The organism is Nocardia sp. NPDC049526 (assembly GCF_044465765.1).
In the GTDB taxonomy this organism is placed as follows: Bacteria; Actinomycetota; Actinomycetes; order Mycobacteriales; family Mycobacteriaceae; genus Nocardia.
This window is the reverse complement of sequence record NZ_JBITMA010000005.1, coordinates 484,400-508,898: the sequence shown is the minus strand read 5'-3', so window position 1 is coordinate 508,898 and position 24,499 is coordinate 484,400. Positions and strand designations below refer to the sequence as shown.

The 24,499-nt window shown below is 65.5% G+C and carries 27 protein-coding genes; 16 read left to right on the top strand and 11 right to left on the bottom strand.

Translation table 11 applies throughout. From position 1 onward, the window contains the following. Window positions 1-17: 17 nt before the first annotated feature. A complete protein-coding gene (locus tag ACIBW7_RS18895) occupies window positions 18-692 on the bottom strand; it encodes a response regulator (protein ID WP_397047809.1) in 675 nt (224 codons plus the stop codon). Then, window positions 674-2,374, bottom strand: coding sequence for an ATP-binding protein (locus ACIBW7_RS18890; protein ID WP_397047807.1), 1,701 nt, complete (start codon window positions 2,372-2,374; stop codon window positions 674-676). Before ACIBW7_RS18890 ends, ACIBW7_RS18895 begins: the two co-directional genes overlap by 19 nt. Window positions 2,375-2,520: 146 nt before the next feature. Here ACIBW7_RS18890 and ACIBW7_RS18885 point away from each other — a divergent pair, with 146 nt between their 5' ends. Genes ACIBW7_RS18885 through ACIBW7_RS18875 form a run of 3 tightly spaced genes read left to right on the top strand, consistent with a single transcriptional unit; the run spans window position 2,521 to window position 5,259 of the window. Further along, a complete protein-coding gene (locus ACIBW7_RS18885; protein ID WP_040695968.1) occupies window positions 2,521-3,327 on the top strand; it encodes an ABC transporter ATP-binding protein in 807 nt (268 codons plus the stop codon). After that, window positions 3,317-4,204, top strand: a complete 888-nt coding sequence (locus ACIBW7_RS18880; protein ID WP_397038922.1) for an ABC transporter permease — start codon at window positions 3,317-3,319, stop codon at window positions 4,202-4,204. The genes ACIBW7_RS18885 and ACIBW7_RS18880 overlap by 11 nt, the downstream gene beginning before the upstream one ends. Further along, window positions 4,165-5,259, top strand: coding sequence for an ABC transporter substrate-binding protein (locus ACIBW7_RS18875; RefSeq protein ID WP_397047805.1), 1,095 nt, complete (start codon window positions 4,165-4,167; stop codon window positions 5,257-5,259). The genes ACIBW7_RS18880 and ACIBW7_RS18875 overlap by 40 nt, the downstream gene beginning before the upstream one ends. 60 nt (window positions 5,260-5,319) lie before the next feature. Here ACIBW7_RS18875 and ACIBW7_RS18870 read toward each other — a convergent pair whose 3' ends face one another. After that, on the bottom strand, window positions 5,320-6,084 hold the full coding sequence (locus ACIBW7_RS18870; RefSeq protein WP_397047803.1) for a siderophore-interacting protein: 765 nt from the start codon (window positions 6,082-6,084) through the stop codon (window positions 5,320-5,322). 111 nt (window positions 6,085-6,195) lie between these two features. On the opposite strand from ACIBW7_RS18870, the gene ACIBW7_RS18865 reads away from it, so the two are divergent. From ACIBW7_RS18865 to ACIBW7_RS18850, 4 genes are all read left to right on the top strand, one after another. Beyond that, window positions 6,196-7,023, top strand: a complete 828-nt coding sequence (locus ACIBW7_RS18865) for an NADPH-dependent oxidoreductase (RefSeq protein WP_397047801.1) — start codon at window positions 6,196-6,198, stop codon at window positions 7,021-7,023. Between the two features lie 97 nt (window positions 7,024-7,120). Then, window positions 7,121-8,551 carry an amino acid permease gene (locus tag ACIBW7_RS18860; protein ID WP_397047799.1) on the top strand — a complete coding sequence of 477 codons (1,431 nt, stop codon included), beginning with the start codon at window positions 7,121-7,123 and terminating at the stop codon, window positions 8,549-8,551. 67 nt (window positions 8,552-8,618) lie between these two features. Continuing rightward, a complete protein-coding gene (locus tag ACIBW7_RS18855; protein WP_397047797.1) occupies window positions 8,619-9,641 on the top strand; it encodes an FAD-dependent oxidoreductase in 1,023 nt (340 codons plus the stop codon). Between the two features lie 25 nt (window positions 9,642-9,666). Next, complete coding sequence (locus ACIBW7_RS18850) at window positions 9,667-10,326, top strand: class I SAM-dependent methyltransferase (RefSeq protein WP_397047795.1); 660 nt, start codon at window positions 9,667-9,669, stop codon at window positions 10,324-10,326. 14 nt (window positions 10,327-10,340) lie between these two features. Here ACIBW7_RS18850 and ACIBW7_RS18845 read toward each other — a convergent pair whose 3' ends face one another. Next, a complete protein-coding gene (locus ACIBW7_RS18845) occupies window positions 10,341-11,726 on the bottom strand; it encodes a flavin monoamine oxidase family protein (protein WP_397047793.1) in 1,386 nt (461 codons plus the stop codon). Window positions 11,727-11,888: 162 nt separating this feature from the next. On the opposite strand from ACIBW7_RS18845, the gene ACIBW7_RS18840 reads away from it, so the two are divergent. Together ACIBW7_RS18840 and ACIBW7_RS18835 are read left to right on the top strand one after the other, a co-directional pair. Then, window positions 11,889-12,098 carry a hypothetical protein gene (locus tag ACIBW7_RS18840; protein WP_397047791.1) on the top strand — a complete coding sequence of 70 codons (210 nt, stop codon included), beginning with the start codon at window positions 11,889-11,891 and terminating at the stop codon, window positions 12,096-12,098. Continuing rightward, complete coding sequence (locus ACIBW7_RS18835; protein ID WP_397047789.1) at window positions 12,095-12,838, top strand: hypothetical protein; 744 nt, start codon at window positions 12,095-12,097, stop codon at window positions 12,836-12,838. Before ACIBW7_RS18840 ends, ACIBW7_RS18835 begins: the two co-directional genes overlap by 4 nt. A 154-nt stretch (window positions 12,839-12,992) precedes the next feature. On the opposite strand, the gene ACIBW7_RS18830 is transcribed toward ACIBW7_RS18835, so the two are convergent. Next, window positions 12,993-14,405: an MDR family MFS transporter gene (locus ACIBW7_RS18830; RefSeq protein WP_397047786.1), complete on the bottom strand. Its 1,413-nt coding sequence runs from the start codon at window positions 14,403-14,405 to the stop codon at window positions 12,993-12,995. A gap of 318 nt (window positions 14,406-14,723) precedes the next feature. Here ACIBW7_RS18830 and ACIBW7_RS18825 point away from each other — a divergent pair, with 318 nt between their 5' ends. The 3 genes from ACIBW7_RS18825 to ACIBW7_RS18815 all read left to right on the top strand — a co-directional run bounded on the left by ACIBW7_RS18825 (window position 14,724) and on the right by ACIBW7_RS18815 (window position 16,484). Next, window positions 14,724-15,119 carry a hypothetical protein gene (locus tag ACIBW7_RS18825; protein ID WP_397047784.1) on the top strand — a complete coding sequence of 132 codons (396 nt, stop codon included), beginning with the start codon at window positions 14,724-14,726 and terminating at the stop codon, window positions 15,117-15,119. After that, window positions 15,119-15,424, top strand: coding sequence for a hypothetical protein (locus ACIBW7_RS18820; RefSeq protein WP_397047782.1), 306 nt, complete (start codon window positions 15,119-15,121; stop codon window positions 15,422-15,424). Before ACIBW7_RS18825 ends, ACIBW7_RS18820 begins: the two co-directional genes overlap by 1 nt. Before the next feature lie 178 nt (window positions 15,425-15,602). Continuing rightward, window positions 15,603-16,484 carry an SDR family oxidoreductase gene (locus ACIBW7_RS18815; RefSeq protein ID WP_397047780.1) on the top strand — a complete coding sequence of 294 codons (882 nt, stop codon included), beginning with the start codon at window positions 15,603-15,605 and terminating at the stop codon, window positions 16,482-16,484. 12 nt (window positions 16,485-16,496) lie between these two features. On the opposite strand, the gene ACIBW7_RS18810 is transcribed toward ACIBW7_RS18815, so the two are convergent. Beyond that, complete coding sequence (locus tag ACIBW7_RS18810; RefSeq protein ID WP_397047779.1) at window positions 16,497-17,246, bottom strand: LGFP repeat-containing protein; 750 nt, start codon at window positions 17,244-17,246, stop codon at window positions 16,497-16,499. A gap of 158 nt (window positions 17,247-17,404) precedes the next feature. Between ACIBW7_RS18810 and ACIBW7_RS18805 the strand changes: the two genes are divergently transcribed. Next, a complete protein-coding gene (locus ACIBW7_RS18805; RefSeq protein ID WP_397047777.1) occupies window positions 17,405-18,421 on the top strand; it encodes an NADP-dependent oxidoreductase in 1,017 nt (338 codons plus the stop codon). A gap of 15 nt (window positions 18,422-18,436) precedes the next feature. Here ACIBW7_RS18805 and ACIBW7_RS18800 read toward each other — a convergent pair whose 3' ends face one another. The 5 genes from ACIBW7_RS18800 to ACIBW7_RS18780 form a co-directional block, all read right to left on the bottom strand. Continuing rightward, window positions 18,437-19,423, bottom strand: coding sequence for a zinc-binding dehydrogenase (locus ACIBW7_RS18800; protein ID WP_397047775.1), 987 nt, complete (start codon window positions 19,421-19,423; stop codon window positions 18,437-18,439). A gap of 15 nt (window positions 19,424-19,438) precedes the next feature. Continuing rightward, window positions 19,439-19,861, bottom strand: coding sequence for an organic hydroperoxide resistance protein (locus tag ACIBW7_RS18795; protein WP_397047773.1), 423 nt, complete (start codon window positions 19,859-19,861; stop codon window positions 19,439-19,441). A 17-nt stretch (window positions 19,862-19,878) separates the two neighbouring features. After that, the gene (locus ACIBW7_RS18790; protein ID WP_397047771.1) at window positions 19,879-20,313 is read right to left on the bottom strand and encodes a MarR family winged helix-turn-helix transcriptional regulator; all 435 of its coding nucleotides are present in this window, start codon (window positions 20,311-20,313) and stop codon (window positions 19,879-19,881) included. Between the two features lie 80 nt (window positions 20,314-20,393). Then, a complete protein-coding gene (locus ACIBW7_RS18785) occupies window positions 20,394-20,753 on the bottom strand; it encodes a hypothetical protein (protein ID WP_397047769.1) in 360 nt (119 codons plus the stop codon). A 48-nt stretch (window positions 20,754-20,801) separates the two neighbouring features. Then, window positions 20,802-21,650 carry an SAM-dependent methyltransferase gene (locus ACIBW7_RS18780; RefSeq protein WP_397047766.1) on the bottom strand — a complete coding sequence of 283 codons (849 nt, stop codon included), beginning with the start codon at window positions 21,648-21,650 and terminating at the stop codon, window positions 20,802-20,804. 279 nt (window positions 21,651-21,929) lie between these two features. Between ACIBW7_RS18780 and ACIBW7_RS18775 the strand changes: the two genes are divergently transcribed. The 3 genes from ACIBW7_RS18775 to ACIBW7_RS18765 all read left to right on the top strand — a co-directional run bounded on the left by ACIBW7_RS18775 (window position 21,930) and on the right by ACIBW7_RS18765 (window position 24,499). Further along, window positions 21,930-22,205 carry a hypothetical protein gene (locus tag ACIBW7_RS18775; RefSeq protein ID WP_327101563.1) on the top strand — a complete coding sequence of 92 codons (276 nt, stop codon included), beginning with the start codon at window positions 21,930-21,932 and terminating at the stop codon, window positions 22,203-22,205. 85 nt (window positions 22,206-22,290) lie between these two features. Then, on the top strand, window positions 22,291-23,286 hold the full coding sequence (locus ACIBW7_RS18770; RefSeq protein ID WP_397047764.1) for a pyridoxal phosphate-dependent aminotransferase: 996 nt from the start codon (window positions 22,291-22,293) through the stop codon (window positions 23,284-23,286). A gap of 709 nt (window positions 23,287-23,995) precedes the next feature. Beyond that, window positions 23,996-24,499, top strand: coding sequence for a hypothetical protein (locus ACIBW7_RS18765; RefSeq protein ID WP_397047763.1), 504 nt, complete (start codon window positions 23,996-23,998; stop codon window positions 24,497-24,499).

Genomic DNA, 24,499 nt, shown 5'->3' with positions numbered 1-24,499 from the left:
GAGATCGACAGGGGTACTCAGCGACCGCGCGGTACCGCGGTGTATTCCTGTTCGGGGCGGCCGGTGGTGCCGTAGCGCAGCCGCATCTGGACGGTGCCCGCGGCGACCAGGGTGGCGAGATAGCGCTGAGCGGTGGCGCGGGAGATGCCGATGGCGGTGGCCACCTCGGCCGCGGACAGGGGTGCGGTGGCTTCGAGGATGGTGTGCAGGACGAGGTCTTTGGTGGGGGAGGCGATGACGGTGGTCGCGGTGGGCGTCGAGGTAGGGCGCAGCGCTTGGAGTGCGGCTTCGATGCTCGCGTTATCGATCTGGGGTGCGGCGAGGGTGCGGCGGTAGCGGGCGTATCCGGCCAGGCGGGCCGCGAGCATGGTGTGCGGGAAAGGTTTCACCAGGTATGCGAGTGCGCCCGCGGCGAAGGCGGCTCGCACGGTGGCGCTTTCGGTGGCGGCGGTCAATACCATGGCGTCGCAGTGCAATTCGCGCACGAGGTCGATGCCCGAACCATCGGGCAGGTACACATCGACCAGCGCCAGGTCGATCACATTGGCGGCGTTGAGTTCTCGCGCGGCGGCCAGCGTGTTAGCGGTGCCCGCGATGGTGAAACCCGCAATGGATTCGACGATTCCGGCGTGCAGATTGGCCACGCGGAAGTCGTCGTCCACCACCAGCACGGTCAGATCTGTTGCGGCCATGGCATCTCGCTGTCCAGCAGTACTCCGGGGATTCGGGCGATGAATTCGGCGCCGGTGAGCGGCGGCGCACCGCCGCGCGCACTGGCGAGCCGGACATCGCCGCCGTGCGCGCGGGCGATCTGGCGGATCAGCGCGAGGCCGACGCCGCGCCCGCCCGGCACACCGTGATCCTCGCGGGTGGAGGTGCCCTCGGTGAACAGGGTGTCGATCATTTCGGGTGCGACACCGTCACCGCTGTCCGCGACCGCGATGTGCAACGTCGAATCCTCCTGCACCAGTTCGACTTCCACCTGTTTGATGGGATTATCGGCGATACGCGCCGCCTCGATCGCATTGTCGAGCAGATTGCCGAGCACGGTCGTGACATCGACGGGTTCGGCGAGATTGCCGTCCACCCAGGTATTCGGACCGAGTACGAGTTCGACGCCGCTCTCGCGCGAATGCGCCGCCTTGGCTGCGAGGAAGGCCTGCAGATACGCGTCGTGAATCGCATCGATGCCGGGCGTCGCCGCGCCGAGTGGTCCCGCGCCGATCAGCTCATCGATGACATGTGACGCCTCCTCCGTGCGCCCGCCGTGCAGCAGTCCGCTGAGCAGGTGCATCTTGTTGGAGAACTCGTGGCGCTGGGCGCGCAGCACGGTGCTCATCGATTGCACCGCATCGAGTTGGCGGGTCAATGCCTCGACATCGGTGCGATCGCGCACCGTGAGCACGGCACCGAGATCGCGTCCATCGCGGGTGACGGGCCGGGCCGCGACAACCACGATATGCGAGCCGATGGTGGCGGGCGTCGGCTGTTCGTCGAGCGCACGGAAAACCTCCAGCACCCTTGGCGTCAAACCGATCTCGTCGACCGGACTGCCGATCTCGGCGCTGATCCCGAGCAGCCGCCGTGCCTCGTCATTGACAAACGTCGTGCGCCAAGCGGAATCGACGGCGAGCACACCGCGTCCGATGCCGTGCAGCACCGCCGCCTGACCTTGGACGAGTTCGGCCAGTTCGGCGGGTTCGAGTCCGAGCGTCAGTCCGCGCCATCGCCACGCCAGCAATGCCGAACCCGCGACGCCGATCAATAGCGCAGCGGCAATGAACAGCGCCGCGGTGCGCAGATCGGAGAGCAACTGCCCGCGAATCGCGGTAGTCGAGATACCGACGCTCACCGCTCCGACGATGCGATCCGAACCAGCTTCCAGCACAGGAACTTTCGCACGCACCGAAGGACCGAGCGTACCGCGCTCCTTGACGATCACCTCCCGGCCCGCCAGCGCCTCCGATGGATCCGTGCTCACATGTTCGGTCAGTCGCGCCTCGTCCGGATGTGCCAGCCGGATTCCGGCATCGTCGGTAATCACTACGAACAGCGCACCCGTGCGCTGCGTCGTATCGATGGCTATCCGCTCCAGCGGTCCTGCGGTGAGCTGCGGCCGCAACTGGGGTGTCACCGTGCCGGGCGCGTATCGGGCAACCTCTGCACGCACCACCGGTTCGGCCGCGATGCTGCGTGCGATGGCCAGCGCACGCTGCCCGTACTGGTCGTTGAGCCGTTGACTGCTGACGTAGCCGAATACCGCGAAGGCGGCGCCGAGGGTCACCGAGACGATCACGATCTGCAGCAGCAGCACCTGGGTGCGCAGCCGGAAGTGTCCGGTCGCGCGCCGTGGTGCTCCGCCGTCGTTGGCCATTTCCGCAGCATAAACCACGCAGATGGGCGTGAGCAGAATGCGCACAACCTTCGAATCGGTCGTTTGCACCGGTTGTGCGCACAAGCCTCGAAGTGTGACCCGGCCCACGTAGGTTCGCTCTACCTGATCCGCTAGGAGCAAGAAAAATGACCGAACCACTCATCGAGCTGCGGAGCGCGACGAAGCGCTTCCCCGGCACCGGCGGCGGAATCCACACTGCCGTCCGCAATCTCGATCTCGCGGTACAACCCGGCGAATTCGTCGCCGTGGTCGGCCCGACGGGCTGCGGAAAGTCGACGACGCTGTCGTTGGTCTCCGGGCTGGAGCCGGCCTCGGCCGGGCGGACGCTGGTGCGCGGCAAGGATGTCCACGGCATCCCGGACGGCATCGGCTACATGTTCCAGCAGGACGCGGTGCTGCCGTGGAAGAGCGTGATCGATAACGTCGCTCTCGGCCCGCGCCTGCGCGGCAAGTCCAAGGCCGAAGCGCGCGAACAGGCCCGCGGCTGGGTGCGCAAGGTCGGTCTCGCCGGATTCGAGAGCTACTACCCGCATCAGCTCTCCGGCGGTATGCGCAAGCGTGTCGCACTGGCGCAGACACTGGTCAACGATCCCGAGATCCTGCTGATGGACGAGCCGTTCAGCGCGCTGGACGTGCAGACCAGGCAGCTGATGCAGGACGAACTGCTGCGCGTATGGGCGGGCACCGGCGCGGCCGTCATCTTCGTGACCCACGATCTGGAGGAGGCGATCGTGCTCGCCGACCGGGTCGTCGTCATGACCGCCAGCCCGGCCACGGTCTGCGGTAACTTCCCGGTCTCGCTGGAGCGTCCGCGCGATGTCGAGGAGGTCCGGCTCACCAACGAATTCCGGGATATCTACAAGGAAATTTGGGAAACGCTGCGCGATCAGGTCGAGGCAGCCCGAGGCAAGGGAGCCTCCCGTGTCGCATAACGTGCTCGAAGATGTGGCGAAGTCCGCGCCCGAGGTCGAAATCGAAACCGAGGAGCAGATTCTCGCACGCGTGCGGACCAACCTCCGGCGCAACCGGCTGCGCACCTGGGGCTTGCGGATCGCCCTGATCGCGGTGTGGCTGGGCGCATGGGAGCTCACCGCCACGCTGTGGATCGACCCGTTCTTCTACTCCAAGCCCTCGCTGATTTGGGACCGCCTGGTCGAATGGTTCACCGACGGAACGCAATTCGGCTCGATCTGGCTGCAGATGTACACCACCGTGCAGGAGGCGGTGCTCGGCTTCGTCATCGGCGCGGTGGCCGGTGTCGTACTCGGCACGCTGCTCGGCCGCAGCCGGTACTGGGCCGAGGTGCTCGCGCCGTTCATCAAGGCGCTCAACGCCGTTCCGCGTATCGTGCTGGCGTCGCTGTTCATCATCTGGTTCGGTCTCGGGCTCAGCTCGAAGGTCGCGACGGTCGTGGTGCTGGTGTTCTTCGCCGTATTCTTCAACGCCTTCACCGGTGCGCGTGAGGTCGACGGCAATGTCATCAATAACGCCCGCATTCTCGGTGCGAGCAAGCGTCAGGTGCTGAGCTCGATCGTGCTGCCGAGCGCGACCACCTGGATCCTGTCCAGCCTGCACACCGCCTTCGGTTTCGCGCTGATCGGTGCGGTCGTCGGTGAATATGCCGGTGCCAGTAAGGGTTTGGGTCTGCTGATCAGCAACGCCCAGGGCACCTTCGACTCGGCCGGTATCTACGCGGGCATGATCATCATCACCGTCATCGCGCTACTGGCCGAATGGGCGATCAGTGCGGCGGAGGGCCGATTGCTGAAATGGCGTCCGTCGCAGGCGACTTCGAGCCACGGGATCTGATCATGCGGTACGTCAAACATCTGACGATCATTGTCGGAGTCATCGCGGCACTGTTGCTGGCGACCGGTTGCCGGGACTCCCGAACCATTCCGATGGCAAACGGCCGGCCCCAGATCACCATCATGGTCGGCGGTTTGGAGAAGGTGATCTACCTGCCCGCCATGCTCACCGAGAAACTCGGCTTCTTCGAGAAGAACGATATCGACGTCAAACTGCTCGGCGAGCAGTCCGGTGCGAGCGCCGAAACCGCGCTGCTGACCGGCGATGTGCAGGCCGTGGTCGGTTTCTACGACCACACTATCGACCTGCAGGCCAAGGAACAGTGTCTGACCTCGGTGGTCCAATTCGCCGATGTGCCGGGCGAAGTGGAACTCGTGTCCAAGGCGGATGCCGCCGGTATCAATTCGCTGGCGGATCTGCGCGGTAAGAACCTCGGTGTGACCTCGCTCGGCTCCTCGACCGACTTCCTCACCCAGGCGCTCACCGGGCAGTCGGGTATGACCACCGCCGACTACACGCGCGTGAAAGTCGGTGCAGGACAGACCTTTATCGCAGGTATGAACCACAATGGCATCGATGCGGGCATGACCACAGATCCGACGGTCGCCACCATGGTGAACTCCGGTGACGCGAAGATCCTGGTGGATATGCGGACCGAGGAAGGCACCCGCGCCGCATTGGGCGGGCTGTATCCGGCATCGTCGCTCTACATGCGCTGCGACACCGTCGACGCGCATCCGGATATCGTGCAGAAGATCGCGACCGCCTTCGTGCAGACGCTGCAGTGGATCAAGACGCACACCGCCGAGGAGATCGCCGCCAAGATGCCATCGCAATACGCGAGCGCGGGCCGGGATCTCTACGTCCAGTCCATCCGCGACTCGATCGGCATGTTCAACGGCACCGGCCTGATGAAATCCGAAGGCGCCGAGAATGTGCTGAACGTGCTCGGCAAATACTCGAAGAATGTGGCACCCGTCAAGGACCGCATCGATCTGTCGAAGACCTACACGACGCAGTTCGTGCAGGAGGCGCTGCGCGCGAATCAGCAGTAGCGACACCACGGAATCCCATGGCGGCCGGCGAACATCCGGTCGCCATGGGATTTCGGCCGTTCACCTGGTCGGCGCATCCTCGGTGTCCTGGGCCTTGAATTCGGCCTTCCATTCGCGGAAGCCCTCTTCGGTGCGGCCGCGACGCCAATAGCCGGAGATCGAGTTCGCCCATTCGGCGGAGACGCCACGTTCGCGGCGGACGTAGCGGCGCAGGTCCTGCATGACGGCGCGGGCCTCGCCGTGGATGAAGACCTGCACCTGCCCCTCGCGCCACGTCGCCGCGCGGACGGCTTCGGCCAGCGCATCGCCCGGCTCGCGTGCGCCGCGATGCAGCCAGGTCAGCTCGATGCCGGTGGGCTTGTCCAGTTTCAGTTCGTCATCGGGGCCGGCGACCTCGACGAAGGCCTGCCCGACCGCTGCGGCGGACATCCCCTCGAGCGCCGCCGCGATCGCGGGTAGAGCCGCCTCGTCGCCCGCCAGCAGGTGCCAGTCGGCATCGGCACGCGGTGCATAGGCTCCGCCCGGTCCGAAGCAGTCGATGGTGTCGCCCGGCTGCACCGAAGCGGCCCACGGACCGGCAATGCCCTCGTCACCGTGGTAGACGAAGTCCACGGCCAGCTCACCGGCATCCGGATCGACCGAGCGCACGGTGTAGGTGCGCAGCACATCGACACCGTCGCGCGGGTAAATGAACTTCACATACGAGTCGGTGAACTCGCTCGGCCGAAACGCGGCGAATCCGGGGCCGCCGAAATACACCCGGATCAGATGCGGGGTCAGCCGCTCGGTGCGCTGCACCGTCAGGGTGGTGCGGGGTCGTGCCAAGGTAACCTCCACTAATTTCTAATTAGGCTTGCCTTACCAACCGTACCCGGTTCGGTTCATGCTGAGGGTTACCGCAGACGGGCGCGCCGCACATGTCACAGGATGATCGGCATGACGCAGACCGTGCCGAGCCCCGCCCACGCCGTCCAGCAGCGCTATCGGGATCCGAATACGACCGTGCCCGCCGAGTGGAATCCGGTGCTGCAGGTGCTGCATGAGCACCGGTCGGTGCGCCGCTACCTCGCCGATCCGGTCTCCGAGGACACCCTGCGCCTGCTGATCTCGGCCGCCCAGTCCGCGCCGACCTCCTCCAATCTGCAGGTGTGGAGCGTCATCGCGGTCCGCGATCGGGCGCGCAAGGCCCGCTTGGCCGCGCTGGCCGGCGGGCAGGCACATATCGAACAGGCGCCGGTGCTGCTGGTGTTCACCGCCGATTTCGCCCGGCTGCGCCAACTGGCCGAGGACCACGAAGCGCCACTGGCCGGAGCCGACTACCTCGAATCGAGCTATGTCGGTTTCATCGATGCCGCCCTGGCCGCGCAGAACGCGGTCGTCGCCGCGGAATCCCTCGGCCTCGGCACCGTCTACATCGGCGCGATCCGCAACAACCCGGAACGGGTTGCGGCGGAACTGAAACTCCCCGAACAGGTCTTCGCGGTCTTCGGACTCGTTGTCGGACACCCGGATCCGAGCGAGGATGCCCGCGTCAAACCGCGCCTCCCGCAACCGGCCGTCCTCCATCACGAAACCTACGACCTTCGCACCCAACGCGCCCACGTCGCGGCCTACGAAGACCGCATCGCCGAGTTCTACGCCGAACAGCGACTCGCGCACTCCTGGACCGAGCGCGTCCTGGCCCGCCTGGCCTCTGCCGCCAGCCTCAACGGCCGCCACCGGCTCCGCCAGTCCCTGGCGAATCATGGCTTCCTCCTGCACTGATCAGGGTGTGGCTCGGGTCGCGCGGCGGCCCGGTGGTGCGGCCGGTAGCGTGACGGGCTGATCGATCTCGAGCTCCAGGGGAAGGACCGCAGGATCCATGACAGCCTCCGACCGTCAGCTACAAGCTGATTCGGCGCCCACCGACCCGGCCGTATCCGGTGAAGAGGGGTACACCCGGGGGCTGAGCCCGCGGACCATTCAGATGATCGCGATCGGTGGTGCGATCGGCACGGGTCTTTTCTATGGTGCCGGCGGTGCGATCGAGCAGGCGGGGCCGGGGCTGATCCTGGCCTACCTCGCGGCGGGTCTGGCGATCTTCGTGATCATGCGGGCGCTGGGGGAGTTGCTGACCTACCGGCCCATCTCGGGCAGCTTCGCGGAGTACGCCCACGAATTCCTCGGGCGCTTCGCCGGCTTTGTCACCGGGTGGTCGTACTGGGCGGTGTGGGTGGCGACCTGCATGGCCGAGATCACCGTCGCCGGGAAGTATGTGCAGTACTGGTTCGATATCGCACCGTGGCTGACCGCGCTGGTGGTATTGGCGGTCATGTTCTGCGCCAACCTGATCTCCGTGCGGCTGTTCGGTGAGGGCGAATTCTGGTTCTCCGCCATCAAGGTCACCGCGATCGTCGCGATGATCCTCATCGGCATCGGGGTGCTGACGATCGGCTTCGGCCATGCCGCCAACCCGACGGTCACCAATCTGTGGGCCGATGGCGGTGTGTTCCCGAACGGTTTCGGACAGTCGCTGCTGGTGCTGCAGATTGTCCTGTTCGCCTACGTCGGCGTCGAACTGGTCGGTGTGACCGCGGGCGAGGCGCGGGATCCGCGTACGACGCTGCGCAAGGCGATCAACACCCTGCCGTTCCGCATCGGCCTGTTCTATGTCGGCGCGCTCGTGGTGATCATGTCGGTGGCCAGTTGGCGCAACTTCCACGCGGGCAAGAGCCCGTTCGTCGAGGTGTTCCAGCAGATCGGCATTCCGGGTGCTGCGGGCATCATCAATTTCGTACTGCTCACCGCAGCGCTGTCGTCGTGCAATTCGGGCATCTACTCCACCGGCCGTATGCTGCGCACCCTGTCGCTGCACGGGGAAGCGCCCGCGGGGCTGAACAAGCTCAGTTCGCGCGCGGTGCCGTATGTCGGCATCACCGCTTCGGCGGCAGCCATGGTCATCGGAGTGATCGTCAATGTGATCTCCCCGGACAAGGCGTTCAACTACATCACCTCGGTCAGCACCATCGGCATCATCTTCGTCTGGGGCGTAATCTTGGTGTGCCACTTGATCTATCGCGCCAAGGTCGGCCGTGGCGAACTGCCCGCCAGCGATTACCGCCTGCCCGGCGCGCCGATCACCACCTGGCTGGCGCTGGCCTTCCTGGGGTTGGTTGTCGTCCTGCTGTTCTGGACCGAGAGCGGGCGCACCGCGATTGTCGTCGGAGCGGTCTGGGGTGTGCTCGTCTGCGGCGGCTATCTGGCGATGACCAAGCTCGGCAAGGGCGGCGCGATAACCGAACCGGCGGCATAGGGGACGGCGGCCGACGGAGCCGGCGGGGTGGGTGAGCACAGCGGTCCGCAGCGGTCTGAGGAGGCACATGGTCACCATCATCGGCGGTGGTATCGCGGGCACTGTGCTCGCCGGAGCCCTTGCGCGCGCGGGACTGCCGGTCACCGTGTACGAGCGGCGGTCCACGGTCGACGCCGGTGCGTTTCTCACCCTCGACAGCCGGGCGCATGCGGCGCTCGGGGAACTCGGGATAGACCGCGCGGATCTGGACGCTGCCTCGTGTGAGGTGCGCGCGCTCGGCTTGCACAGCCTCACCGGGTATCGTGCCCACCCCGGTGACGGTCGGCGGCTCTACTTCCGCCCGGATCTGCTACGAGTGCTCACCGATTTCGCCCATGCCACGGTTGCGGAGTTCCACTACGACCGTCCGGTGACCGATCTCGACATCGAGAGCCGAACCTTGAGGCTAGCAAGCGAATCGGTGACACCGGACGGGCCGATGATCGCGGCGGACGGTATCGACTCGCTCGTGCGCGCCCGCCTGGAACCCGGCCGGCCCGCTGTCTATGCGGGACAGGTCGTCATCTACGGGGTCACCACGACCCCGATCACCCTGCCCACCGAAGCATCGGTACTGCACTTCCATCGCACCGGCAACGCCCGGCCGACCGACGCCTTCGGGCACCTGTGGAACGACGAGACGGCGGTATGGTTCGCCAGAATTCGGCGCCCGCCGATCCCGCTGGCGGACAACGGTTTCCACCCCGTCGAGGCCTGGGCGGAGCAGATCCGCACGGCACTGCCCGCGATACCGGGACTGATCGACTCGCTACTTTCGATCACCGAGATGGTGCACGTCAGCAATGCCCGCGATGTGCCGCTGACCCATCCGCGCCCACCCCGAGACGACGTAATCCTTTGTGGCGACGCCGATCACGCCATCAGCCCCGCCGCGGGCGTCGATGCCCGTGATGCGATCGAAGACGCCGCCGCCCTCTACCGGGCCCTCGTCGCGAAGACATCGATAGCCGAGACCATGGCGAACCGCCGCCGCCAGATCCTCATCGAGCGTGCCGAGGTCGCCGAAGCCTTCCGGCGCGGCCGCTTCTGATATCGGCTCGTGCGAGACTGGCTGGATGGCCTTGAATCGAGATGCCGATTCCAGCAGGTTGGCAGCGGAGTCGCTCGCAAAGGACGATCCGACCGGGTGGTTCGAGCGGCTGTATGCGGAGGCGGCCGCCGGGGCGGCGATTGTGCCGTGGGATCGCGATCAGCCCAATCCGATGGTGGTCGAGTGGGCCGAGCGACGCGCGGTGGACGGTGCCGGGCGTCGGGCATTGGTGATCGGCTGCGGGTACGGGCAGGACGCGGAGTACATCGCGTGGCTCGGTTTCGCGACCACCGCTTTCGATATTTCGCCGACCGCGATTGCCGAAGTGCGCGAACGGTTTCCGAAGTCAGCCGTGGAGTATGTGGTGGCCGATCTGCTGGATCCGCCCAGCGCATGGCGGGATGCGTTCGATCTCGTCGTCGAGTCGATCACGGTGCAGTCGATGCCGGTGTCGGTGCGCGATACCGCGATCGCCAATATCCGGCGGGCTGTGGCACCCGGTGGGCAGTTGGTCGTGATCGCCGGAATCCGGGCGGAGGGTGCGGAGGTCAACGGACCGCCGTGGCCGCTGACCCGGTCGGAAATCGATTCGTTTGCGGCCGAGGGACTTCGGTCAGTGGATATCGAAGCGAATCACCAGACGCAACGGTGGCGGGCCGAATTCACCCGATCGGCTGGGGGATAAGCCGCACCCGAGGGTCAGATGACCGCCGTGGGCTTCCGGTCACCGGCGACCAACGCGCTGATCTCGGCGGCGGCTCGTTCGCCTGAGCGGATCGCCCCGTCCATGTAACCCATCCACACTGTCGCGGTTTCGGCTCCGGCCCAATGGATTCGGCCGATAGGTGCGCGTAGGGCCGGGCCGTATTCGGTCCAGGTGTTGGGCGGCATGAATGCTCCGTAGCAGCCGCGGGTCCATTCGTCGGCGGACCAGTCCTTCTCGATGTAGTCGATGGGGGCGGCCGCTGCCGGGCCGAAAAACCTTGTGAGGCTGGAGATCACGATATCGCGCCGTTCCTCGGCGGGGTAGCGGCCGAGTCGCCGGGCATCGCCGCCTTCCAGGAAGGCGAGCAGCACACCGGGGTTCCCGTCCGGCGGGGAGTTGTCGAAGGTGACCTTTACCGGTCCGGTGGCTGCGGTGACCTGCCCGGACAGCCCATCCGCCCGCCAGAAGGGGGCGTCGTATACGGCCATGGTCTTGATGACCGAGCCGTTCGGCATGCGCTGAGTGAGCTGGTCACGATCGGCGGGCAGCGCAGGGGAGTACACCAGCCGACCTGCCAGGGCCGGGCTCATCGCCACGATCACGCGGCGGGCCGGAATCCGAATGTCGTCGCCGTGCACGACGACCGAACCCTGGGTCTGCTCGATCTTGCGCACCGGCGTATTCAGCAGCACGTGCTCGCCCAACTGCTCCGCCAGCGCCATCGAGATTCGTTGCGAACCGCCCACGATGCGGGTTTGCTGTGCGCCACCATCGGTTTCGATCATCGAATCCACACCGCCACCGGCATTGAGATAGGCCAGCAGGTGCAGCAGTGACACGTCGGCCGGATCGGCGGCCCACACCGCCTTGCAGACCATCGTGATGGCCCGGCGCGCGATCTCCGAATGCAGATTGCGCCGCATCCACGACTCGACGGTCTCGGCGTCCCACTGCCTCGCCCGCGCCGCCGACCATGGGGTGTCCGCCGGTACCAGCCGAGACATCCGATCCAACCGCTGCAGACCGATGTAGGCATCCAGCAGGGCGGCGGAGGCGATCAATGGAATCCGGCCGCGATAGCGTCGCAGCTTCCCGCGATGTTCGAACAGATGCCGACCGGTGGTGTAGGTGGGAAACGTCTCCAGCCCCAACTCGTCGATCAACGCCAGCACCCGGTCCTGACCGGGACCGACCCACTGCCCACCGACCTCGACGATCTTGCCGTCCCCGATCGGTTGGTTCAGTGTGCGACCACCTACCCGATTCCGCGCCTCTACGACAAGAGCATCGAATCCGGCGCGACGCAACTGACGGGCCGCCGTCAATCCGGCCAGTCCGCCGCCGATCACCGCGATATCCACCGTGCGCTCGACACCCATGGCGACCACCGATCCACCCGTGACCGATCGGACGACTCGGTCGTATGCTCCGACGTTAGGGCACACGACCCCGTCATTGACCCCGAACAGCACCGTTTCCTTGCATCCAGCCGCAAATCGCCCCACGTGATCATGAACCCGATGCGCCCGACGGAGGCAACCATGACAGAGCAGACGCTGGCCGAACTCATAACCGATGACCTACCCCCGGGCATTGCCGCGCTGAGCCCGGAGCGGCAAGCCGAACTCGCGCAGGCGATCGTCGATGCCCGATGGCGCGAGGCGAACGAGCTGAGGGCCGCGGCCTTCAGCATGCTCGACTTTCTGCCACGTTTCCTGCGTGGCCCGGTCAAGAAGGCGGCCGGACTGTGACCGCGCAATTGCTGAAGCTCGCACGGACACTGGGGGTTCCGGTCGAGCAGCTCGACTACCTCGCCGGCGTGCCCGATGCGGATCTGCGTGAATTCCGGCGCCAGGTCACGGATCTGTTCGTGGCCGGACAGGAGGCCGGACTGCGGCGGGTCGCCCAGGCGTCCAAAGTGATTCCGACGCCGATCACCGCGAAAATGGTGGCGCGCAGCCGCGGTGCACTGCTTGCGGCCCGGATGTCGGGTGTGCTCGATCCGTCGCATGCGGTGGATGTCGCCAAACGGCTACCGGTCGACTTCCTCGCCGAAATCGCCGCACGACTCGATCCACGCCATTCCGCGGCCATCATCGGTGCTCTGCCCGAGGCGACCATTGTCGCCGTCGGCAAAGAGCTTGCGGCACGCGAAGATTGGATCACACTCGGCGATCTGGTCGCGTCGATCTCCGATACCGCCGCCCGCGCCACCGAATCCGCACTCGATGGCATCGCACTTGTCCGCTCGGCCCACCTCGTCGACGATGCCGCACAGCTGGAACGCTTCGTGAACCTGGCCTCTCGGGACAAGGTCATCGAAATGCTTTGGGCCACAGCCGAATGCGATCTCTGGCCGGAGTATCGCGGCATGCTGGACGTGCTCTCCGAATCCGCGATAGACGTGGTCCGCGCCGCCGCCGAAGAGTTGCCCGTCGAGCAGCGTGATCGGGCGCTGACCGAGATCGCTGATCGGCGTTCTGCTTGGTAATGACGGATCTGACCGGTCACCGGGCGATCGCCGGGCGGGGCAGCCGCGCCTCCACATCGCGCGGATCGAGTTCCTGACGGCATACGGCACAGACGACGACCGCGTGGGTATCGTTGCGCAGGGCATGTGGTGGAGGTGGACGGGTTCGCTGCCCCTAGGCGGCGTTCGTGCCCCGGCGCGGCATCATCGCGGATGCGATCACCATGACCAAGGCCATCGCGGCGACCGCGAGGAAAACCAGATGCACCGCCGAGGACAACAATGCCGGAGCCGGATGGTCGGTGTCGCCGACGCGCGAGTTCACGATCGCGCCGAATATCGCGACACCGACCGCACTGCCCAATGACCGGGCGAACATATTCGCCGAGGTGACCACGCCGCGCTCGGCCCACTCCGCCGTCGTCTGTGCCGCGATCAGCGTGGGGGTGGCGACCAGGCCCATGCCGGTGCCGATCACGAAACATGAAGCGGCGACCTGGATCAGCGTGGAATTCTCATCGATCAGCAGGGTGGTGGCGGCACCGAGCGTGGCCAGGGTGCTACCGATCAGCGCGGTCGCGCGAAAGCCGATGCGCAGATAAACCTTTCCGGCCTGGGAGGCGGCCAGCGGCCAGCCGAGGGTGAGCGCACCGACGGTGAGACCGGCGATCAGTGCCCCGGTGCCGAGCACGCCCTGAGTGAAAGTCGGTACGTACGAGGTCATGCCGAGCAGGATCGCGCCGACCAGCACCGAGACCAGACTGCTGGCGATAATGACCCGTCGCGTGAAAACCCACAGCGGCAGAATCGGATTCGCGGCCCCGCGCTCCACCAGACCGAACAGCACCAGCACGAGTGCGCTGGCCACGAAGATGCCGATGCCGGTCGGCGACGACCAGGCCCAGGCCTGTCCACCCTCGAGCAAACCGAGAATCAGCGCCCCCGCGCCGATGGTGAGCAGTGCCGCACCGAGATAGTCGACGCGCTGTTCGCGCCTTTCCGTGGACTCCTGGAAGTTGCGCACCAGCATCCATGCGGCGAGTGCGGAAAGCGGGATATTGATCAGAAAGATCCAGCGCCAGCTGACGTATTCGGCGAACAGTCCGCCCAGCAGTGGCCCGACCACCGCCGAGATGGCCCACACACTGGCCAGATAGCCCTGTACCTTGGCACGCTCGGTCAGGGTGTAAAGATCGCCGGCGATTGTCATGGTCATCGGCATGATCGCGCCCGCGCCGATGCCCTGCACCGCGCGGAAGATGATCAGCCCCAACATGCTCGTCGCCACACCGCAGAGCAGTGAGCCGAGCGCGAAAACCGCGATGCCGAACAGGATTACCGGCTTGCGCCCGACCGTATCGGCAACCTTGCCGTACACCGGAACCGTAACCGCCTGTGTCAGTAGGTAAATCGAGAACAACCACGGGAATTGCGAGAATCCGCCCAGGCTGTCGGTGATGGTCAGCACCGCGGTAGCGATAATGGTGGAATCCAGCGCGACCAGCCCCGTCGCGAGCATCAGCGAAGCAAGGATCGCACCTCGATCGGATCGCAGACCGACGGACGACTCCACTGCCTCGGTTGCCACCGACCGGCCCCTCTCCTTCGCTTTCCTGACCACCCCGAAGCAACGTATCTCGGCCGCAGCTATTCCCGCACGGAATTATTTCGGCACCGGTTGCTCGCGATCTTCTCTGCCGTCACCTTGTGACGGACCCCTTTCCTGGCTGGGCATCCATGCGCGGGTGCCTGATTTCTTGCCTGCCGCACCGATGCCTACTGATCAAGTACGTGCTAGCCATCACAATCGCACTGAAAATAGCTGCTAGATATGGTGCCGAAATTTCTCAGGATCTTCATCTACTGTCTATCTCAGTAGTTGGAGCACCGAGGCAAAGGGGCCATGATGCATCGAACAACAACCACGACCAAGCGCGGTGGCGCACGAGGCAGAGCCCTGGCACTGCTCGTCGCCGCGATCACCCTCGGCACGGTGGTCGGCGCGGGCGAAGCGCTCGCGAATCCGGATGCGCGCTCGGACCATTCGAACAATCGCGGCAGCACCGGTGGTCGCGATACCGCCGGCTGGCATCACATTGATCCGTTCGGCTACCACCACACCCCGCAGAATTCGTTGCGGCGCAACGAACAGCAGAACAATCTGCGTGAATACCGCAGCCAGAACGAATCCGGCGCCGATTCCTCCGGCAACCGCACCGGTGGCACGACGACATGGACCCGGGTACCGCGTCCGGACGGCGACGGCTGGACCGTATGCCGCGCCGCGGCGAGGACGTGCTGATGATCACGACTGTGCGAAAGGCCAAGGCATTCACCCTGCTGGCGGCCGAGTACCGTGCCGAACCCGGGTGCGCACACGCATCCGGCCCGGCTGCTCAGCGCGGGTGCGCACTACACCGACTATGCGTCGGCAACCAGCTCGTCGGCGGCGCGGATGATGTGTACCGGGTGGTCGCGGACGGCAGCTGTGGGCTCTATTGGAAGGCCGCAGGCCCGATTTCGGACTGGACCTTCGATCCTGCTTCGCCGCGCACGGGATCGTCGTCACGGACCGCGAGTCTGTGTTACGACCGAAACCTGACCTGATCGGGCAATCCAGCGAAATGCGGTGGGGCGCAAAGCAAACGCTCTACCGTTTCGTCGGCTGACCAAGTCTCGGGAACGCTGTAGCCACATACGGCCCACCCGCTCGCCAGGTCACCGACCAGTGACAATGCAGCGATGTGGATGCTGCCAGGTAGCGGACAGTTTAGAATTCAGGACCATGACCGCCTTCACCGGCAAGGTTGTACTCATCACCGGCGGCGCGCGCGGCATCGGCGCAGAGGTCGCCCGGCGGCTGCGTGCGCGAGGAGCGCACCTCGTGCTCATCGATATCGACTCACCCCCGCTGCGAGAACTCGCGGTCGAACTCGGCGGCGACGAGCATGTCGTGGCGGTTTCTGCCGACGTGCGCGACTTCACCGCGATGCAGGACGCGGTCGCGCAGGGGATCGAGAGGTTCGGCGGCATCGATATCGTCGTCGCGAATGCGGGAATCGCCAGCTACGGATCGGTCTTGACGGTGGACCCCGCCGCCTTCCGGCGGGTGATCGAAGTCAACCTTGTCGGTTGTTTCCACACCGTCCGCGCCGCCCTGCCATCGGTCATCGAACGGCGCGGGTACGTGCTGATCGTCTCCTCCCTCGCGGCCTATATGGCGATGCCCGGTATGACGGCCTACGACGCCTCCAAGGCCGGGGTCGAGCACTTTGCGAACACGTTGCGGCTCGAGGTCGCGCACCGCGGCGTCGATGTCGGGTCCGCGCACATGTCGTGGATCGATACCCCGCTCGTGCGGGAAAGTTTCGCCGACCTGCCCGCGGTCGGGCGAGCGCTCGCCGCACTGCCGAGGCCGATCCGCAAGACGACCTCGGTGCACAAGTGCGCCGCCAGATTCGAGCGGGGAATCGAGCGGCGCGCCAGACGGATCAATGTGCCCGCCTGGGTCGGCGCACTACGTTGGCTGAGGCCGCTGCTGCAGACGCCGGCCGCCGAGCGCGCGGGCGGCAAGACCACCTCGACGTGGCTGCCGGATATGGACGCCGAGGTGGCCGGGCTGGGTCGTTCGCTCAGCGCCCGGACGCAGGCGCTCGGCGAGGACTAGGGTCTGTTTTCATCAGGGCTGCCAGGTGATCCGACCGCCCTGGAAGTCCTGCGCCTTCCCACCCCCGTAGTCGTATTCCTCGCCCGTCGGGAACCCGTAGCGCCCGGATTCCGCGCCATTGGACACCCACAGATCGCGGATAGCACCCCAGACGACATGCGCACCGGTACGCGCGGACCAATAGATCGCGCCACCGGGGAACAGGTTGTAGCGTCCGTTGTCCGCGCGCGCGGCCGCCTCATCGGTGAGCGGGAACCCGAGCGGACCGCTCTCCCAGCCGTAGGCCCCCCACTTGTCGCGGATCGGGCCGCCGATCTGGTGTGCGGCGGTACCGAGCGACCAGTAAATGGACCCGCCCTGGAAGACGTTGTAGGCCCCGGATCCCGACGGTGTCGAGAGCTGACGGGTGACGGGGTAGCGCAGCACACCGGTTTCCCAGCCGAGGTCACGCCACTTGTCGCGGATCGCGCCGCCGACCGCATTGGCGCCGGTATCGGGATGCCAGTAGATCGAGGCATTGCGCTCGAAGGTCTGATACCGGCCGCCGTTGGCGGCATCGGCTTCGGGTGCGGTCGGGTCGCCGAGCGCGCCGGGGCCGCCCACCTGGTCGTACTCGACCTCGATGGCTCCGCCGACGTCGAACGGACCGACGGGACGCGCCGTTGCGGTGCCGAGGCCGACGCTCAGCAGCAGCGCCAGTGCGGCGGTGGTCGATGTGAGTGCTGCCCGCGCGGGGCGCGCGGTGCGAAATTGCGGTGCCAATTGAACTCCTGAGCAGGTCGTAGTCGAATACGAACTTCGGTGAAGCCGCGAACTGTCGTCAGGGGAGTCGACAGTCCTCTATCGGTGGCAGCGCGATATCCATTAGCCAAACTAGCTATTCCGTGCGTCGCTGAGTGGCCAGCGATAGGGTAAGCCATATGGTCGAGTCGACGAGGATTGTGCTGGCATCCCGGCCGGAGGGCGCACCCACCCCGGCGAATTTCCGCATCGAGACCGCGGCGCTTCCCGAGCCTGGCGAGGGCGAGGTGCTGCTGCGCACCCTGTATTTATCTCTCGATCCGTATATGCGCGGGCGGATGAGTGCCGCCAAGTCGTATGCGGCGCCGGTAGCGGTCGGTGATGTGATGGTCGGCGGCACCGTCGCCGAGGTGCTCGAATCCGGAGATCCGTCGATCGCGAAAGGTGATGTGGTGCAGGCCTATTCGGGCTGGCAGACGCATCAGGTCACGCCCGCGTCGGGGCTGCGCGAGTTGGATCCGGACAAAGCGCCGATATCGACCGCGCTGGGTGTGCTCGGTATGCCGGGGTTCACGGCGTATTCCGGGCTATTGAAGATCGGGCAGCCGAAGGCGGGGGAGACCCTGGTGGTCGCGGCGGCCAGTGGCCCGGTCGGTTCCGCCGTCGGCCAGATCGCCCGTATCAAAGGGGTGCGGGCGATCGGCATTGCGGGCGGCCCGGAGAAATGCGCTTATGTTCGTGAAGAATTGGGCTTTGAAGCCGCAATAGACCATCGCGCAACAGATTTCGCCGATCAACTGCGCGCCGCAGTGCCCGACGGCGTCGATATCTATTTCGAAAATGTCGGTGGCGCGGTGGCGGACGCGGTGTATCCGCTGCTGAATACCTATGCGCGCGTACCTGTTTGCGGACTCATCGCGAATTACAACGCGACCGGCGCACTCGAGGGACCGGATCGCCTGCCCGGCTTCTATGGTCGCATTCTGACCAAGAGTCTCACTGTGCGCGGATTCATGCAGACCGAATTCGTCCGGGAGATGTACAAGGACTTCCTGCACGAGATGTCCGGCTGGATTGCCGAGGACCGGGTCCGCTACCGCGAGGATATTGTCGACGGCCTCGAGCATGCACCGGAGGCGTTCATCGGCATGCTCGAGGGCCGTAACTTCGGCAAACTCGTGGTACGGGTCGGGTAGCGGACCTGGATCGGATTACACCGGCTGCGGCGACAGCATGATCTTGGCCGACCGCCCCGGTGTTTCGCTCGCGGCGGCGGCATCGGCGGCGGACTCCAGCGGATATACGGCCTCGACATCGAGGCGCAGTGCACCCGTCGCCGCCATTCCGACGAGTTCACCGATGAGACGCCGCATATCCTCGCTGCTGGTCTGCTCGGCCCGCTTGGAACCCCAAAAGCCCTTGACCACAGCCTGTTTGAAGATCAGAGGACCCGGATTGATGGACAGCGGCTGACCGGACAGCGCACCGAACGAGATCAGCTCACCGTCCTGGCCGAGCAGCGAAAGCAGCGCATCCGCAGCCCGCCCACCGACCTGGTCAACGGCGCGTACGATCGGCGCACCCGCGGTAGCCGCGACGGCTCGGTCGAGCCAGCCCTCGGATTCGGTATCGAAGACCGGTTCGAAACCCAGCTCCTGCAACGCTTTGACGGAAGCCGGGCCGCGAACCAGGTTGAGCACATTGAGACCGCGTTGCCGCGCAAGCACATTCACCAGGCGACCGACCGCACCATTGGCGGCATTGATCGCGATCCAGTCGCCCGGCGAAACTCGCAGATCCTCCAGCAGCATCAGGGAGCTGAGCGGCATCGCGAGCAACTGTGCCGCCGTCTCATCGGAAATGCTGTCCGGCAGCGGAACCACCTGCGTGGCCTTGGCCAGAAAATGCTCGGCCCACACATTGTGGATGCCGGAAACGCTCACGCGCTGACCGACTTCCAGACCGGTCACATCCGATCCCAGTGCATGGATCCGGCCTACGGCCTCGGTTCCCGGAATCGCGGGCAGCGACGGCTTGTAGCCGTACACCCCGCGAATGGTCGCCAGATCGTGGTTGTGAATGGGCGCGAGGATCAGTTCGATCCGCACTTGTCCGGCACCGGGTTCGGGCGTCGGCTGCTGTGCGGTGGTGAGCACATCCTTCGGCTCGCCGAAACTTTCGATGACTACGGCACGCATGGTGGATTCCTTTCGTCAGTCGTCGGCGAGGGTGACCTGGACGTCGATATTGCCGCGGGTCGCGTTCGAGTACGGGCACACCTGGTGCGCCTTGTCGGCGATAATCTGCGCCTCGGCAGGGGACAGGTGCGGCAGCGAGATCTCGAGGGTGACGGTCAGCTCGAAGCCGCCCTGGTCGTTCGGGCCGATGCCGACCTTCGCGCCGACCGCGGAATCGTCGACATTCGCGCCTTCGCGCTTGCCGACCAGGCGCAGTGCGCTGTGGAAGCAGGCCGCGTAGCCGGCCGCGAAGAGCTGCTCCGGGTTGGTGCCCGCGCCGCTGCCACCCATCTCTTTCGGGGTGTTCAGCGCGACGTCGATCTTGCCGTCGGAGGTGCGGGCGTGGCCGTTGCGTCCGTCGCCGGTCGCGAGGGCTTCGGCGGTGTACAGGGCGGTCATGTCTGACTCTCTTTCGATCAGGGGTGGGACATCAGCGAATCGGCAAGTCGCCGAAGGGTTTCGCGCAGGGCGATGAATTCGTCGGAGGTCAGGCCGCTGGCCTCGCCCATTTCCGTTGGTAGACAACGGGCTTCGGACCGCAATTCGCGGCCGCGTTCGGTGAGTTGAATATCGACGCGACGTTCGTCGGCCGCTGCCCGGCGCCGTTCGACCAGGCCTGCCGCCGCCAGCCGCTTGAGCAGTGGTGACAGCGTTCCGGAGTCGAGTAGCAGGGCTTCGCAGAGGTCGCCGACGCTGCGACCGTCGCGTTCCCACAGTGCCAACATCACCAGGTACTGCGGGTAGGTGAGCCCGAGGCGTTCGAGCTTCGGGCGATAGGCCGCCGTCATCGCCCGCGACGCGGCATACAGCCGGAAGCACAACTGCTCGTCGAGGGTGAGGTGATCGGTCATGCCTATGACGGTAGTGGACAATTAAATTGTGCACAACCAAATTGTCTGTGCTTCACGTCACACCTGATCGGCGGCTGCGCTCAGCCGGCGATGCTGCCGCCGCCGATGCCCAGGTAGACGATCATCATGGTGAAGAGGAACCAGCCCGCGCCCTGCCAGATCGGCCAACTCCGGCCGCGCCGCCACACGCGATAGGTCTGCACGAATGCGCAGATGCCGCCGAGCATCAGCACCACGGTCGGTCCGGTCAGGATCGCGGTTTTCGCCGCGGTGTCACAGAGCGTCGTCTCCGCGGCCGCGCAGGCCCTCCGTTCGGCCGCCCATATCGCGGTGATCACGAAGACGAGCGCGGCCACCGCGAGCACCACCGCAACATAGATCGCCACCCGGCGAAAGGTCTGCTCGTCCGCCGTCCACCGCTTCTCCAGATCGTTGACCATGATCGATCACCTCATGGGTGGAGTTGCCGACCGGCGCAGACCCAAACGTCAGGCCTTGCGGCCCACGCCCGCCCAGTACCACGCGGACTCCGGATCGGCCGGAATGGCTTGCATTCGACCCGATACGTCGCTGATCAACTCTGGATGCCAGGTGACAACGGGGACGACGCCCGGTTCGACGATTTCGGTTCCGGCGAACAAAGTTTCGGTTTCGGCGCGGCTGCGCGGATTGAAGGTGATACCGGCGGATTCGGCCGAGGCCACCACCCTGGCCATGGCGCGGGCGTCGAAATCGGCGGTGGGATGGGTGATCACGACAAAACTGCCGGAGGGAACCGATTCCAGCAGGTTCTCGATGATGGCGTGCGGATCGTCGCTGTCGCGGAAATACATCATGATCGCGACCAGCATTATGGCGACCGGGCGGTTGAGGTCCAGGGTCGCGGTCAAGGACGGATCGCGCAATATCGAGGCCGGATCGTGCAGATCCGCATGGATGAATGCCGTTTTGCCCTCACGGGTGCTGGGCATGAGTGCCCGCGCGTGCGCGAGGACGATGGGGTCGTTGTCCACATAGACCACGCGCGCGTCCGAGGCGATGCCCTGGGCGATTTCGTGGGTATTGCCCGCGGTGGGGATTCCGGTGCCGATATCGAGGAACTGGGTGACGCCGGCATCGACGACGTAGCGCACCGCGCGGCCGAGGAAGGCCCGGTTGGCGCGGGCCATACTGCGGATTGCCGGAATATGGGTGGCTATCGCGTCGCCGAGTGCCCGGTCGGCCGGGTAATTATCCTTTCCGCCGAGCCAATAATCGTAAACACGAGCTTCATGCGCCACGCTCGTGTCGATTTTGGTCGGCAATCCGGTGGCGGTTTCGGCCCAGCTATCCGGCATGACGATTCCCTCCTGTGGCGGGCGGGCCGTCGGGTGCCCGCAACCGCCGAGCCGCCCACGGTCAGCGGCCCGCTCCGTCGAATTTTCCTCGCTCAGCATAGGGGTGGCGAAGGCCCGGCAGGCTGGGATTCGGGCTGCATTAGGGGATCGATTTCGGTGTGTCGGCTCCACCGCATGATCTTGATGAGGTTGAATCATCAGGTCAACGCGCTGCAGCGGTCCATTGTGAAGTCTGTTCTTCTCCCAGCACCGGCATGCGACAAGGAGCATGAAGTGAGCATGATTCTCGCCGCGTTACACGACACTGTGCTAGCCGAGGTCAGTAATCCGGAACCGGAGGCGCCGCCGATGGCGGACAAACTGATGCAAATGGGCCGGTATTTCACCTGGCTGATTCAGTTGTCCGGCGTTACCGCCATTACCTACGGCGGCGGACGGTTCGCCTGGGAGAAATGGTCCGGAGGCGGGCTGCAGTCGCCGAAGATGATTGCCAGTGCGATGGCCGGTGGCGCGGTCGCCACCAGTGCGGGCACGATCATGAATACCGTGCTCTAGCGACCGCACAGTATCTGTTCGAATCGAGCGCCCGCACGAATAGTCGTGCGGGCACGCTCATCGACGCTGAGCGAGGGGATTCGATATGTCGCCGACCTCGGAACTGGAGCATCAGCTCGCGCTCCACGAAAACCCTTATGGCCCCTTACCATCCGTGCGTGCCGCGCTGCGTGGCGCACGGATGGCGGCGAACCGGTATCCGGAATACCTGCCGCGCAGGCTGCCCGGGATGATCGCCGAACGACTCGGCGTGCCGCCCGACCAGGTGGTGGTCGGTGCAGGTGCCACCGGGGTCATCACATATGTCCTGCGGGAGTTCGTCGCGCCCGGCGACGGCGTCGTGATGGCGACGCCGACCTTCGACGGGTTTCCGTTGCTGACCGAGACCATCGGCGGTCGGGCGGTGCAGATTCCGCTCACCGCGGACGGATATCAGGATCTCGACGCGATGGGCGATGCCGTCGATGCGCGCACGCGGGTGGTTGTGCTGTGCAGTCCGCACAATCCGACCGGCACCTGTATCGTGCAGGTCGAACTCGAAGGGTTCCTCGATCGGATCGATCCGTCGGTCGCGGTCGTGCTCGACGAGGCGTACATCGACTTCGTCGCCGTGGCGGATCGGGTGGACACGGTCGGTCTGTTGGCGCGGTATCCGAATCTGGTTGTAACGCGGACCTTCTCGAAGGCGCACGGGTTGGCGGCGCCGCGGGTCGGGTATGCGATCGGGGCGGTCCCGACCATCGCGCGAATTCGACGGTGGCAGTTGCCGTTCGGGGTGACCGCGCCGGCCGAGACCGGTGTGCGGGCATGTTATGACGCCGAGGCGGAATTGGCGGTGCGCACCGCCGCGATCACCCGCGAATGCGGTCGGCTCACCGAGGGGTTGCGCGCGCTCGGCTTCGCGGTGCCGACAAGTGCGGCGAATTTCGTGTACCTCGGTTGCTGCCGTGCCGCCGAAATCGAGCGGCTCCGTACAGCTTTCGCGCGGGACCGCATCGCGGTCAAGCATTACGGCACGGGTATCAGGATTACGGTCGGCGATACAGCGGCGACCGATGCGGTGCTTGCCGCGTCACGCTGAGTCCGGTGGCTGGGCAGTGTGGTCCGAGGTCACCCGAGCTAGGGACTTTCGCCCCATGACGGCCATCCGGTTCCGGACCATAGTGACACTCGTAAGTTCGATTCCACCGTGTAAGGGAGGCAGCTGCGGCGGCCCGCCGCCATTCGGATCCGTGCCTCCGATACAGCTTCGACGCCTCGACCCCGATCCGCGGAGTGCGTGCCGCGGGAGGCGATTCGATAACTGCCGACCGCTGACCGGCACGACGGGCCGACCGCGCCCCCGCAGCGCACTTGGTGGGACGTTGGGCCTCAGCTCGATCACTTCGCGTGGGAGTTGGCCCGGCCGTCATTGCTGGTGAACCGTATTCCCTTGCCTCCTCGGAGTTTTCGCAGGGTTGAGCGGGACTGCCCAGGAGACGATCGAGTCGTCGGCCGCCTCCGGCGATCTCGGGCAGATGATGCGATGGAGCAGGTCGGCTGCGAGGAGCGGTTTGATGATGCTTGCGCCGCTGTTGAGTAGTTGCGGCACATCGCTGCCGCCTCCGCGAAATCCGTCGACGGGGTCTGTCTACACGAGCTACGGATGTCATCGATTTACCTATACGGCGATGCTTGTGCTGATGTCCGAGCGGTGGGTGAGGAGTGGTCGTGCGTGATCGACCAGTGGCGCGAGCCGATATTCGTCGCCTACCGGTCGAGTCGGTACGACCTAGTGAAATGTGGGCAATATGCATCAGCAGTCAGAATCCTCATCGTCGAATTCGGGTGGTTACACCCAGCCGGAACCCGCCGACGACGCGTACGATGCCGCGGCGGCTTCCACACTGCCCGGAAGTGTCCGCGCAGCGTTGTGGATTATCAACATCTTTGCCGTTATCGGCGTGGTAGGCACCGTCGGCCTCGCCGCATTCCGCGATTCCTACGTCGCGGGCGCCAACACGATCGGCTACCTCTTCTTCTGGGGTCTGGCCATCGTCGCACTGTTCTTCCGGCGCGGCGGCAATGGGGTTCGGGTCACCGCAATTATTCTGGCGATTCTCGAGGCGGTCACGGCGCTCGGCTCCGTGGGGGCGAATTCCGGTGATGCAGTCGACGACAATCCCGGCATGCATATCGTGCGCTTTTCTCCGGGGCCTTTCGGTTTGATTGCCTCGATTGTCATTGTCGTACTCTTGTGCCAGGGTTCCGCGGGCCGGTGGTTCAAAAGGCCGCGTACGGGATCGCGATTGTGA